Here is a 12517-nt window from a genome sequence, read left to right as displayed (position 1 = left end):
GTGATCGCCCTCTCCCTCGCCGAGATCGCCGAAATCGTCGGCGGGCAGGCGCACGACATACCGGATCCGGCCGCCCGGATCACCGGCCCCGTCGTCATCGACTCCCGCGAAGTGCGGGCCGGCAGCCTCTTCGCGGCCTTCGCCGGTGAGCACGTCGACGGCCACGACTACGCGGAACGCGCCGTCGCCGCCGGTGCGGTGGCCGTGCTCGCCGCCCGCCCGGTCGGCGTCCCCGCGCTCGTCGTCGACGACGTCCAGACGGCGCTCGGGGCCCTCGCCCGAGCCGTCGTCGAACGGCTCGGCACCGATGTCGTCGCCCTCACCGGCTCGGCCGGTAAGACCTCCACCAAGGACCTGATCGCCCAGGTCCTCGACCGGCACGCGCCCACCGTGTGGACGCCCGGCTCGCTCAACAACGAGATCGGCCTGCCGCTCACGGCGCTCCGCGCGAGCGACGAGACCCGGCACCTGGTCCTGGAGATGGGCGCCCGCGGCATCGGGCACATCCGTTACCTCACCGGCCTCACCCCGCCCCGGATCGGCCTCGTCCTGAACGTGGGCACCGCCCACATCGGCGAGTTCGGCGGCCGGGAGCAGATCGCCGAGGCCAAGGGCGAGCTCGTCGAGGCGCTGCCGGCGGCCGAGGACGGCGGCGTCGCCGTCCTCAACGCCGACGACCCGCTCGTCCGCGCGATGGCGAGCCGCACCAAGGCCCGCGTGACCCTCTTCGGCGAAGCGGACGAAGCGGCCGTACGGGCCGAGAACGTCCGCCTCACAGAGAACGGACAGCCTTCTTTCAGGCTTCACACACCCACCGGGTGCAGCGACGTGACCTTGCGCCTGTACGGTGAGCACCACGTGTCGAACGCGCTCGCAGCGGCCGCCGTCGCGCACGAGCTGGGCATGCCCGTCGAAGAGATCGCCACCGCGCTCTCCGAAGCGGGCACCCTGTCGCGCTGGCGCATGGAGGTCACCGAGCGTCCGGACGGCGTGACGATCGTCAACGACGCCTACAACGCGAACCCCGAGTCCATGCGAGCCGCCCTGCGCGCGCTCGCGGCCATGGGCAGGGCCGCACAGGCCCGAGGGGCTCGTACGTGGGCGGTGCTCGGCAAGATGGCCGAGCTCGGTGACGCATCGCTCGTCGAGCACGACGCGGTCGGACGGCTCGCCGTCCGGCTCAACGTCAGCAAGCTCGTCGCGGTCGGGGACAGGGAAGCGTCCTGGCTGCAACTGGGCGCATATAACGAGGGTTCGTGGGGTGAGGAGTCGGTGCACGTGTCCGACGCGCAGGCGGCTGTCGACCTGTTGCGCAGTGAGCTGCGCCCGGGGGACGTCGTCCTTGTGAAGGCTTCCAGGTCGGTCGGTCTCGAACAGGTCGCCCTGGCCCTCCTCGACACCGAGGGCGAGGTCACCGTCCGATGAGGCAGATCCTCTTCGCCGGGGCCATCGGGCTCTTCCTGACCCTGATCGGCACGCCGCTGCTGATCAAGCTCCTCGCCCGCAAGGGCTACGGGCAGTTCATCCGCGACGACGGCCCGCGCGGCCACGCGGGGAAGAAGGGCACGCCCACCATGGGCGGCATCTCCTTCATCCTGGCCACGCTCATCGCGTACGCCCTGGCGAAGGTCATCACCGGTGAGGACCCGACGTACTCGGGCGTCCTGGTGCTGTTCCTGATGGCCGGCATGGGCCTCGTCGGCTTCCTCGACGACTACATCAAGATCGTCAAGCAGCGTTCGCTCGGTCTGCGGGCCAAGGCGAAGATGGCCGGCCAGCTGATCGTCGGCATCGCGTTCGCGGTGCTCGCGCTCCAGTTCTCCGACGCGCGCGGTCTCACCCCGGCGTCCGAGAAGCTCTCGTTCATCACGGACTTCGGCTGGGCCATCGGCCCGGTGCTCTTCGTGGTCTGGGCGCTCTTCATGATCCTGGCCATGTCCAACGGCGTGAACCTGACGGACGGTCTGGACGGCCTCGCCACCGGCGCCTCGGTGATGGTCTTCGGCGCGTACACCTTCATCGGGCTCTGGCAGTTCCAGGAGTCCTGTGCGAACGCCATGACCCTGACCAACCCCAACGCCTGCTTCGAGGTGCGCGACCCGCTCGACCTCGCCGTCGTCGCCTCCGCGCTGATGGGCTCCTGCTTCGGCTTCCTGTGGTGGAACACCTCACCCGCCAAGATCTTCATGGGTGACACCGGCTCGCTCGCCCTCGGCGGCGCCCTCGCCGGTCTCGCCATCTGCTCCCGTACGGAGCTGCTGCTGGCCCTGCTCGGCGGCCTGTTCGTGCTGATCACGATGTCCGTGGTCATCCAGGTCGGCTCGTTCAAGATGACCGGCAAGCGCGTCTTCCGGATGGCACCGCTCCAGCACCACTTCGAACTCAAGGGGTGGTCGGAGGTCCTGGTCGTCGTCCGGTTCTGGATCATCCAGGGCATGTGCGTGATCGTGGGCCTGGGCCTCTTCTACGCGGGATGGGCATCGGAGAAGTGACAGAACAGCTCGACTGGAACGGCAAGAGGGTCACCGTCGCGGGGCTCGGGGTGTCCGGCATCCCGGCCGCCCGCGTCCTGCACGGCCTGGGCGCCCTCGTGACCGTCGTCAACGACGGCGACGACGAGCGCTCCCGGGCCCAGGCGGCCGAACTGGAGGCGGAGGGCATCACCGTCCGCCTCGGCGACGGGGCGACCCTGCCGGCCGGCACCGAGCTGATCGTCACCACCCCCGGCTGGCGGCCGGACAAGCCGCTCTTCACGGCCGCCGCCGAGGCGGGCGTGGAGATCTGGGGCGACGTCGAACTCGCCTGGCGGCTCAGGGGCCCCGACGCCGCCCCTTGGCTCGCGGTCACCGGCACCAACGGCAAGACCACCACCGTACGGATGCTCGCCTCGATCCTGGAGGCGGCCGGCCTGCGGACCGCCGCCGTCGGGAACATCGGCGTCTCGCTCCTCGACGCCGTCCTCGGCGAGGAGACGTACGACGTGCTGGCCGTCGAACTCTCCAGCTACCAGCTGCACTGGGCGCCGTCCGTCCGCGTCCACTCGGCCGCCGTGCTCAACCTGGCGCCCGACCACCTCGACTGGCACGGCTCCATGGAGGCGTACGCCGCCGACAAGGGCCGGATCTACCAGGGCAACCAGGTCGCCTGCGTCTACAACGTGGCCGACAAGGTCACCGAGGACCTGGTCCGTGAGGCCGACGTCGAGGAGGGCTGCCGTGCCATCGGCTTCACCCTCGGCACCCCCGGCCCGTCCGAACTCGGTGTCGTCGAGGACCTCCTCGTCGACCGGGCCTTCGTGCCCGACCGGCAGAAGAGCGCGCAGGAGCTCGCCGAGGTCTCCGACGTCCAGCCCCCGGCCCCGCACAACATCGCCAACGCCCTCGCCGCCGCCGCCCTCGCGCGCGCCTTCGGCGTCGAGGCGAAGGCCGTACGGGACGGACTCAAGGCCTTCCGGCCCGACCCCCACCGCATCGAACTGGTCGAGGAGGTCCAGGGAGTCACGTACGTCGACGACTCCAAGGCCACCAACACCCACGCCGCGGAAGCCTCGTTGGCGGCCTACGACCCGATCGTCTGGATCGCCGGCGGACTCGCCAAGGGCGCGACCTTCGACGAACTGGTGGAGAAGTCGGCGAAGCGCTTGCGCGGGGCCGTCCTGATCGGTGCCGACCGCGCCCTGATCCGCGAAGCCCTGGCGCGACACGCCCCGGAGGTACCGGTGGTGGACCTCGACCGGACCGACACTGGGGCGATGTCCGAGGCGGTCCGCGAGGCGGCCCGGCTCGCCCGGGCGGGGGACACGGTCCTGCTGGCCCCGGCCTGCGCCTCGATGGACATGTTCACCAACTACAACAAGCGGGGCGAGGCCTTCGCGGACGCGGTCCGCGCCCTCGCCGCCACCGGGGACGCCTGACCCGACCAGTGGGAGGGTCCGGCCGGACCGGGCACGACCAGGAGGGGGCAGCGACCATGCCGAGCAAGATCGCAGGGACACGCGGGCCCTCCGCCGTACGCGGCGGAGGGCGGACCCCCGCGACCCCGCGGCGGACGCGCGGCGGAGGCGTACGACGGCTCCACGAGCGGGCGCGGAAGGCCTGGGACCGGCCGCTCACGGCGTATTACGTGATCATCGGCGCGGGCATGCTCATCACCGCCCTCGGCCTCGTGATGGTCTACTCCGCGTCGATGATCACGGCACTCCGCTACGACCTGGTGCCCTCCTACTTCTTCCGGAAGCAGTTCTTCGCCGCCCTGCTCGGCACCGGACTGCTCCTGGTCGCCTCCCGGATGCCGGTGAAACTGCACCGGGCCCTCGCCTACCCGATCCTGGTCGGCGCGGTCTTCCTGATGGTGCTCGTGCAGATCCCCGGGATAGGGCACGCGGTCAACGGCAACCAGAACTGGATCTCCCTCGGCGGCCCCTTCCAGCTCCAGCCCAGCGAGTTCGGCAAACTGGCGCTGATCCTGTGGGGGGCCGACCTGCTGGCCCGCAAGCACGACATGCGGCTGCTGACGCAGTGGAAGCACATGCTGGTGCCGCTGGTACCCGGCGCCTTCATGCTGCTCGGGCTCATCATGCTCGGCGGCGACATGGGCACCTCGATCATCCTCGCCGCGATCCTCTTCGGCCTGCTGTGGACCGCCGGAGCGCCCACCCGGCTCTTCGTCGGGGTGCTCACGGTGGCCGGTGCCATCGGCGTCCTGCTGATCAAGACGAGCGCCAACCGGATGAAGCGCTTCGACTGCATCGGCGCGACCGACCCCGGCGGGGAGGGAGCCCCCTGTCTGCAGGCCGCGCACGGAATCTATGCTCTGGCCTCGGGCGGATGGTTCGGTTCCGGACTCGGTGCGAGCGTCGAGAAATGGGGCCAACTGCCCGAGGCGCACACCGACTTCATCTTCGCGGTCACCGGTGAGGAACTGGGTCTCGCGGGGACGCTGTCGGTACTCGCCCTGTTCGCGGCTCTAGGCTATGCGGGTATCCGCGTGGCCGGAGGCACGGAGGACCCCTTCGTGAGGTTCGCCGCGGGAGGTGTGACCACCTGGATCACGGCTCAGGCCGTGATCAACATCGGTGCGGTGCTCGGTCTGCTGCCGATCGCCGGGGTCCCGCTCCCGTTGTTCTCCTACGGTGGGTCGGCCCTGCTGCCGACCATGTTCGCCGTCGGGCTCCTCATCGCCTTCGCGCGACAGGAACCCGCCGCGAAAGCGGCCCTGGCCCTGCGCCGCCCCGGCTGGGGCAAGCGGGCCGGGGTGAGATGGAAGTCGATGCGACGGCGCGTCAAGAAGCGCCCGTCCGGAGAGCGGTGAATTTCGGTGCATGTCGTACTCGCCGGCGGGGGGACCGCCGGCCACATCGAGCCCGCGCTGGCCCTCGCGGACGCCCTGCGCAGGCAGGACCCCAGCGTGGGGATCACGGCGCTCGGCACGGAGAAGGGTCTGGAGACCCGGCTGGTGCCCGAGCGGGGCTACGAGCTGGCCCTCATCCCCGCCGTACCGCTGCCCCGCAAGCCCACCCCCGAGCTGATCACCGTCCCCGGGCGGCTGCGCGGCACCATCAAGGCCGCCGAGCAGATCCTGGAGCGCACCAAGGCGGACTGCGTGGTGGGCTTCGGCGGCTATGTGGCGCTGCCGGGTTACCTCGCCGCCAAGCGTCTCGGGGTGCCGATCGTGGTCCACGAGGCCAACGCCCGGCCCGGTCTCGCCAACAAGATCGGTTCCCGGTACGCGGCCGGGGTCGCCGTCGCCACCCCGGACAGCAAGCTCCGCAACGCCCGCTACATCGGCATCCCGCTGCGGCACACCATCGCGACCCTCGACCGGGCGCGGGTGCGCCCCGAGGCGCGCGCGGCCTTCGGGCTCGACCCGAACCTGCCGACCCTCCTCGTCTCCGGCGGCTCGCAGGGCGCCCGGCGGCTCAACGAGGTCATCCAGCAGATCGCCCCGGTGCTCCAGCGCTCCGGGATCCAGATCCTGCACGCGGTGGGCCCGAAGAACGAAATGCCGCGCGTCGACAACATGCCCGGTATGCCGCCCTACGTGCCGGTACCGTACGTGGACCGGATGGATCTCGCGTACGCCGCGGCCGACATGATGCTCTGCCGCGCGGGCGCGATGACCGTCGCCGAGCTCTCCGCCGTCGGGCTGCCCGCCGCGTACGTCCCGCTGCCCATCGGCAACGGCGAACAGCGGCTCAACGCCCAGCCGGTGGTCAAGGCCGGCGGTGGACTCCTCGTCGACGACGCGGAGCTGACGCCGCAGTGGGTGCAGGGCAACGTCCTGCCCGTACTGGCCGATCCGCACCGGTTGTACGAGATGTCCCGCGCCGCCGCCGAGTTCGGCCGCCGGGACGCCGACGATCTGCTCGTCGGCATGGTGTACGAGGCGATCGCCGCCCGCCGACAGGCGTAGCGCGGCGGCTGAGGGCAGGAGGCGCCAGGTGGCAGCCGGACCGACGACCGCCGAGAAGAGCGGCGCGAGCGGGGCGAAGAGGTCGTCGAAGGGCTCGTCGGACGGTCCGTCCCGGCCGGGCACCCGGAACCGAAAGTTCCGGATGCCCGGCACCCGGGCGCTCCTCATCACCCTCGGCGTGCTGCTGCTCGTGGCCGGCGGCCTCTGGGCGCTCTACGGCTCGACCTGGTTCCGTGTGGAACGTGTGAAGACTTCCGGAACCTCGGTCCTGACCCCCCGTGAGGTCGAGGCGGCGGCCGCCGTGCCCCTGGGGGCGCCGCTCGTCACCGTCGACACCGACGCCATCGAGGCGCGTATCCGGAAGGAACTGCCGCGCGTCGACTCGGTCGACGTCGTCCGGTCCTGGCCGCACGGAATCGGGCTGAAAGTGACGGAACGGAAGCCCGTTCTTCTCATCGAAAAGGGCGGAAAGTTCATCGAAGTGGACGCGACCGGAATGCGGTTCGCGACCGTCGACACCGCCCCCCGGAATGTCCCCCGGCTCGTCCTCGACAGTGCCTCCTCCCCGAGCCTGCGCCGCTTCGACGCGGACCGGTTGCTCCAGGAGGCGGTCGGCGTCCGGGGTGAACTCCCGGCGGAAATCGCCCGGGACACTCGTGTCGTGCGCATCACCTCGTACGACTCCGTCACTCTGGAGCTGACCAGGGGGCGCACCGTCTTCTGGGGCAGCGGCGAACACGGCGCGGTCAAGGCCCGTGTCCTCACCGCGCTCCTGAAGGCCACTCCCAAAGCGGGGCACTTCGATGTAAGTGCCCCCACGGCGCCCGCCTCGTCCGGGAGTTGACGGGTATCACCCCTGGCCAGCACCCTGGTTGGCCAGCGCTACGGGTGATCACATAGGGTGAAAAGAAAAACGGGAGGTTCGGCGTGTTCGTTGAACGTGCGCCACTTGTCGACTTAGTGTCCTGTTCGGAAGAGTCCAGCGAACAGAGACACTGGTAACCCTAAACTTCAACGTTAGGGTTTGGGTCGGCGTTTCGGACCGTCCCAATCGGCATCCGTCGGAGCGGCGCGAACCAACGCGCGGCGACGACACGTAACTCGAGGCGAGAGGCCTTCGACGTGGCAGCACCGCAGAACTACCTCGCAGTCATCAAGGTCATCGGTGTCGGCGGCGGTGGTGTCAATGCCATCAACCGAATGATCGAGGTCGGTCTCAAGGGCGTCGAGTTCATCGCGATCAACACCGACGCGCAAGCGCTGTTGATGAGCGACGCCGACGTCAAGCTCGACGTCGGCCGTGAACTCACCCGCGGCCTCGGGGCCGGGGCGAACCCGGCCGTCGGTCGCAAGGCGGCAGAGGACCACCGTGAGGAGATCGAGGAGGTCCTCAAGGGGGCCGACATGGTCTTCGTCACCGCCGGCGAAGGCGGCGGCACCGGCACCGGCGGCGCCCCCGTCGTCGCCAACATCGCGCGCTCGCTCGGCGCCCTGACGATCGGTGTGGTCACCCGGCCGTTCACCTTCGAGGGCCGCCGTCGCGCCAACCAGGCGGAGGACGGCATCGCCGAGCTCCGCGAAGAGGTCGACACCCTCATCGTCATCCCCAACGACCGGCTCCTGTCGATCTCGGACCGCCAGGTCTCCGTGCTCGACGCCTTCAAGTCGGCCGACCAGGTGCTGCTGAGCGGTGTGCAGGGCATCACCGACCTCATCACCACCCCGGGCCTGATCAACCTCGACTTCGCCGACGTCAAGTCGGTCATGTCCGAGGCCGGTTCGGCCCTGATGGGCATCGGCTCCGCCCGCGGCGACGACCGCGCCGTGGCGGCCGCGGAGATGGCGATCTCCTCGCCGCTCCTCGAGGCCTCCATCGACGGCGCCCGTGGCGTCCTGCTCTCCATCTCCGGCGGCAGCGACCTCGGTCTCTTCGAGATCAACGAGGCCGCGCAGCTGGTCAGCGAGGCCGCCCACCCCGAGGCCAACATCATCTTCGGCGCCGTCATCGACGACGCCCTCGGCGACGAGGTCCGGGTCACCGTCATCGCGGCCGGCTTCGACGGCGGCCAGCCGCCGGCCCGCCGGGACAACATCATCGGCTCGGTCTCCGCCAAGCGCGAGGAGCCGGCCCCGGCCCCCCGCCACGTCGAGACCTCCCGCCCGCTGGGCGGCCTCGGCACCGTCGCCCCGCGCGACGAGCCGGCCCAGGCCCCGGCCGAGCCGGCGCCGGCGGTCAACGAGACCCCGCTGCCGGCCGCCCCTCCGGTCGTCCCGCCGGCCCGTCCGTACGCGGACAGCCAGGCCGAAGAGCTGGACGTCCCGGACTTCCTGAAGTGATAGGACAGCGCTTCGACGCGAACGGCGCGCACTTCGCCTTCACCGACCGGTGGGGCGGGGTGAGCGCCGTTCCGTACGTGGAGCTCAACCTCGGCGGCGCGGTGGGGGACGACCCCGAAGCCGTACGGACCAACCGCTCGCGCGCCGCCGGGGCCCTCGGGCTCGACCCGGCCCGGGTGGTCTGGATGAACCAGGTGCACGGCGCGGACGTCGCCGAGGTCGACGGGCCGTGGGGCAGCGACGCGATCCCGTCGGTGGACGCGCTCACCACCTCCCGGCCCGGACTCGCCCTCGCGGTCCTCACCGCCGACTGCGTCCCGGTGCTCCTCGCCGATCCCGTCGCCAGGGTCGCCTCGGCCGCCCACGCGGGACGGCCCGGCATGGTCGCCGGAGTCGTCCCGGCCGCGGTCGGGGCGATGGTGAAGCTCGGCGCCGACCCCGCCCGGATCGTCGCCCGCACCGGACCCGCCGTCTGCGGCCGGTGCTACGAGGTGCCGGAGGCGATGCGCGCCGAGGTCGCGGCCGTCGAACCCGCCGCCTACGCGGAGACCTCCTGGGGCACCCCGGCCGTCGACGTCGCCGCCGGAGTGCGCGCGCAGTTGGAGCGGCTCGGGGTCCTGGACGTCGAGGACGCCGGGGTCTGCACCCTGGAGTCGCGCGACCACTACTCGTACCGCCGCGATCGCACCACGGGGCGACTCGCGGGATATGTCTGGTTGGACTGAGAAGAGACATGACGGACCGCACGTCGGAACTCGCCGAGAACCTGGCCCGGGTGGAGGAGCGCATCGCCGCGGCCTGTGCCGCCGCCGGGCGCGCGCGGGAGGAGGTGACGCTCATCGTGGTCACCAAGACCTACCCCGCGAGCGACGTGAGAATCCTCCACGGGCTCGGCGTGCGGAACGTCGCCGAGAACCGGGACCAGGACGCCGCCCCCAAGGCGGCGGCCTGTGCCGACCTTGATCTGACCTGGCACTTCGTGGGTCAGTTGCAGACCAACAAGGTCAGATCCGTGGTGGGTTATGCCGATGTGGTGCAGTCCGTCGACCGCTTGAAGCTCGTTTCCTCGCTCTCCGCCGCGGCGGAGAAGGAGGGCCGGGAGCTCGGCTGCCTCCTGCAGGTCGCGCTCGACGCCGAGTCCGGCGAGCGGGGCGACCGCGGCGGTGTCGCACCGGACGGGATCGAGGAGTTGGCGGCCGCCGTCGACGCGGCTCCCGGGCTGCGGCTCGACGGACTGATGACCGTCGCCCCGCTCGCCGGACCGTACGCCGGGCGGCAACGCGCCGCCTTCGACCGGCTGATGGATTTGTCGACTGCCCTGCGCGCGACCCGTCCGGCTGCGAACATGGTGTCAGCAGGGATGAGTGCGGACCTCGAAGAGGCCGTCGCTGCCGGGGCGACACACGTACGCGTCGGTACGGCGGTACTCGGTGTCCGCCCGAAGCTCGGGTAACGTCGCGAAGCAAGTCGGACCACAGCAGAAAATATGGTCATTCCGCAGAACGGCGGCATGACCCGTGGATCGCGGGCACTTGGTGACGCTGCGACATTGGCCAGTAGGGCGATCCACCACAGAGCGGAGGACTCAGAGAATGGCCGGCGCGATGCGCAAGATGGCGGTCTACCTCGGCCTCGTGGAGGACGATGGGTACGACGGCCGGGGCTTCGACCCCGACGACGACTTCGAACCCGAGCTGGAGCCGGAGCCCGAGCGAGACCGGCGCCACATCGCCCCCCCGCGTCAGGCGGAGCGTGAGGAACCGGTACGTGTGGTGCAGCCCCCGGCGCCCCGTGAGCCGATCGCCCATTCCGTCCCGGTACTCGCCGAAAGCGGACGTCCGGCCCGAATTGCCCCCGTGGCATCCATCACACCCGAACGTCCCAGCATGGAGAAGAACGCACCGGTGATCATGCCCAAGGTCGTGTCCGAGCGGGAGCCCTACCGCATCACCACACTCCACCCCCGGACCTACAACGAGGCCCGTACCATCGGGGAACACTTCCGTGAGGGCACCCCGGTGATCATGAATCTCACGGAGATGGACGACACGGACGCGAAGCGACTTGTCGACTTTGCCGCCGGACTCGTCTTCGGGCTCCATGGCAGCATTGAGCGCGTGACGCAGAAGGTGTTCCTGTTGTCGCCTGCTAACGTCGATGTCACGGCGGAGGACAAGGCCCGGATCGCAGAGGGCGGATTCTTCAACCAGAGCTGAGAACACGAGAACCGGACGGACCGGTCGCGAAGCGGCCGGACAAGCGAGAGCACGTAAGTCAGGGGAGAGGGAAACGCGGGATGGGCGTCGCACTACAGGTGGTCTACATCGTGCTGATGTGCTTCCTCGTCCTCCTCATCGTCCGACTTGTCATGGACTACGTCTTCCAGTTCGCCCGTTCATGGCAACCCGGTAAGGCGATGGTGGTCGTCCTTGAGGCCACCTACACTGTCACCGATCCACCGCTCAAGCTTCTGCGGCGACTCATCCCGCCGCTGCGTCTCGGGGGCGTGGCACTCGACCTGTCCTTCTTCGTTCTGATGATCATCGTCTACATCCTGATCAACATCGTGAGCAGCTTCGCGAGGTGAATGTGGACGATACGGTCTTGCCGACTGCCGACGACTACGTAGAGGTGAAGAAGAGATGCCGCTGACCCCCGAGGACGTGCGGAACAAGCAGTTCACGACCGTCCGCCTCCGAGAAGGCTATGACGAGGACGAGGTCGATGCCTTCCTCGACGAGGTCGAGGCCGAGCTGACCCGCCTGCTCCGCGAGAACGAGGACCTGCGCGCCAAGCTGGCCGCCGCGACCCGTGCCGCCGCGCAGAACCAGCAGCAGCAGGGCATGCGTAAGCCCCCGGAGCAGCAGGATCGTCCCGTCGGTCCCGGCGCGCCCGTGCCCGCCGCCATATCCGGACCGCCGGTCCAGCAGCAGCCGCCGCAGATGGGCCCGCCGCAGCTGCCCTCCGGCGCCCCGCAGCTTCCCGCCGGCCCCATGCAGGGCGGGCCCATGGGCCCCGGCCCGATGCAGGGCGGCCCGATGGGTCCCGGCCCGATGCAGGGCGGCCCCATGGGGCACCCGCAGCAGCAGCAGATGCAGCAGCAGATGCCGCCGCAGATGCAGCAGCCGCAGCAGGGCCCCGGTGGCGACAGTGCCGCGCGTGTCCTCTCGCTGGCCCAGCAGACCGCCGACCAGGCGATCGCCGAGGCCCGCTCCGAGGCCAACAAGATCGTCGGCGAGGCGCGCTCCCGCGCCGAGGGCCTGGAGCGGGACGCCCGCGCCAAGGCGGACGCTCTTGAGCGGGACGCGCAGGAGAAGCACCGCGTCGCGATGGGCTCCCTGGAGTCCGCCCGCGCCACGCTGGAGCGCAAGGTCGAGGACCTGCGCGGCTTCGAGCGCGAGTACCGCACGCGGCTGAAGTCGTACCTGGAGTCGCAGCTGCGTCAGCTGGAGACCCAGGCCGACGACTCGCTGGCCCCGCCGCGCACCCCGGCGACGGCCTCCCTGCCGCCGGCCCCGTCGATGGCCTCGGCGGGCGCGAGCGCGCCGTCCTACGGCGGCAACGGCGCGATGGGTGGTGCGCCGTCCATGGGCGGCGCCCCGTCCTACGGCGGCCAGCAGCAGATGTCCCCGGCGATGACCCAGCCGATGGCTCCGGTCCGGCCGCAGGCTCCGCAGCCGATGCAGCAGGCGCCGGCGCCGATGCGCGGGTTCCTGATCGACGAGGACGACAACTGACGGCGGGCGCTCGCGCGCTGAGCGCGTAGCCG

The 12517-nt window shown here is 70.5% G+C and carries 12 protein-coding genes; all 12 read left to right on the top strand.

Translation table 11 applies throughout. The annotated features are described in order from the left end of the window. The 12 genes from DEJ43_RS08635 (at window position 1) to DEJ43_RS08575 (ending at window position 12485) form a co-directional block, all read left to right on the top strand. Window positions 1-1425, top strand: a complete 1425-nt coding sequence (locus DEJ43_RS08635) for a UDP-N-acetylmuramoyl-tripeptide--D-alanyl-D-alanine ligase (RefSeq protein WP_015032948.1) — start codon at window positions 1-3, stop codon at window positions 1423-1425. After that, window positions 1422-2492 (top strand): phospho-N-acetylmuramoyl-pentapeptide-transferase, encoded by a 1071-nt coding sequence (mraY, locus tag DEJ43_RS08630; protein ID WP_015032947.1) that lies wholly within the window; start codon window positions 1422-1424, stop codon window positions 2490-2492. The genes DEJ43_RS08635 and mraY overlap by 4 nt, the downstream gene beginning before the upstream one ends. Continuing rightward, complete coding sequence (gene murD / locus DEJ43_RS08625; RefSeq protein ID WP_041662269.1) at window positions 2474-3913, top strand: UDP-N-acetylmuramoyl-L-alanine--D-glutamate ligase; 1440 nt, start codon at window positions 2474-2476, stop codon at window positions 3911-3913. Before mraY ends, murD begins: the two co-directional genes overlap by 19 nt. A 56-nt stretch (window positions 3914-3969) precedes the next feature. Further along, on the top strand, window positions 3970-5310 hold the full coding sequence (gene ftsW / locus DEJ43_RS08620; protein WP_015032945.1) for a putative lipid II flippase FtsW: 1341 nt from the start codon (window positions 3970-3972) through the stop codon (window positions 5308-5310). 6 nt (window positions 5311-5316) lie between these two features. Then, window positions 5317-6411, top strand: a complete 1095-nt coding sequence (gene murG, locus DEJ43_RS08615) for an undecaprenyldiphospho-muramoylpentapeptide beta-N-acetylglucosaminyltransferase (RefSeq protein ID WP_015032944.1) — start codon at window positions 5317-5319, stop codon at window positions 6409-6411. Between the two features lie 28 nt (window positions 6412-6439). Continuing rightward, window positions 6440-7255, top strand: a complete 816-nt coding sequence (locus DEJ43_RS08610) for a cell division protein FtsQ/DivIB (RefSeq protein WP_015032943.1) — start codon at window positions 6440-6442, stop codon at window positions 7253-7255. Between the two features lie 278 nt (window positions 7256-7533). Continuing rightward, window positions 7534-8748 (top strand): cell division protein FtsZ, encoded by a 1215-nt coding sequence (gene ftsZ, locus DEJ43_RS08600; protein ID WP_015032942.1) that lies wholly within the window; start codon window positions 7534-7536, stop codon window positions 8746-8748. Further along, the gene (pgeF, locus tag DEJ43_RS08595) at window positions 8745-9473 is read left to right on the top strand and encodes a peptidoglycan editing factor PgeF (protein ID WP_015032941.1); all 729 of its coding nucleotides are present in this window, start codon (window positions 8745-8747) and stop codon (window positions 9471-9473) included. The genes ftsZ and pgeF overlap by 4 nt, the downstream gene beginning before the upstream one ends. 8 nt (window positions 9474-9481) lie before the next feature. Then, window positions 9482-10201, top strand: coding sequence for a YggS family pyridoxal phosphate-dependent enzyme (locus DEJ43_RS08590; RefSeq protein ID WP_015032940.1), 720 nt, complete (start codon window positions 9482-9484; stop codon window positions 10199-10201). A gap of 139 nt (window positions 10202-10340) precedes the next feature. Beyond that, entirely contained in the window at window positions 10341-10964 is a 624-nt protein-coding gene (locus DEJ43_RS08585) for a cell division protein SepF (protein WP_015032939.1), read from the top strand. A gap of 80 nt (window positions 10965-11044) precedes the next feature. After that, window positions 11045-11335 (top strand): YggT family protein, encoded by a 291-nt coding sequence (locus DEJ43_RS08580; protein WP_015032938.1) that lies wholly within the window; start codon window positions 11045-11047, stop codon window positions 11333-11335. Window positions 11336-11390: 55 nt separating this feature from the next. Continuing rightward, complete coding sequence (locus DEJ43_RS08575; RefSeq protein WP_015032937.1) at window positions 11391-12485, top strand: DivIVA domain-containing protein; 1095 nt, start codon at window positions 11391-11393, stop codon at window positions 12483-12485. Window positions 12486-12517 lie beyond the last annotated feature (32 nt).

It is taken from the genome of Streptomyces venezuelae ATCC 10712, assembly GCF_008639165.1.
In the GTDB taxonomy this organism is placed as follows: Bacteria; Actinomycetota; Actinomycetes; order Streptomycetales; family Streptomycetaceae; genus Streptomyces; species Streptomyces venezuelae.
Note: the sequence above shows the minus strand (reverse complement) of the source record. Positions and strands in the feature narration are given on the sequence as shown.

Excerpts from the sequence above, each read along its gene's own strand:
- DEJ43_RS08590 (WP_015032940.1), top strand. The coding sequence starts at position 9,482 with ATGACGGACCGCACGTCGGAACTCGCCGAGAACCTGGCCCGGGTGGAG.
- mraY (WP_015032947.1), top strand. The coding sequence starts at position 1,422 with ATGAGGCAGATCCTCTTCGCCGGGGCCATCGGGCTCTTCCTGACCCTG.
- DEJ43_RS08585 (WP_015032939.1), top strand. The coding sequence starts at position 10,341 with ATGGCCGGCGCGATGCGCAAGATGGCGGTCTACCTCGGCCTCGTGGAG.
- DEJ43_RS08580 (WP_015032938.1), top strand. The coding sequence starts at position 11,045 with ATGGGCGTCGCACTACAGGTGGTCTACATCGTGCTGATGTGCTTCCTC.
- murD (WP_041662269.1), top strand. The coding sequence starts at position 2,474 with ATGGGCATCGGAGAAGTGACAGAACAGCTCGACTGGAACGGCAAGAGG.
- DEJ43_RS08575 (WP_015032937.1), top strand. The coding sequence starts at position 11,391 with ATGCCGCTGACCCCCGAGGACGTGCGGAACAAGCAGTTCACGACCGTC.
- ftsW (WP_015032945.1), top strand. The coding sequence starts at position 3,970 with ATGCCGAGCAAGATCGCAGGGACACGCGGGCCCTCCGCCGTACGCGGC.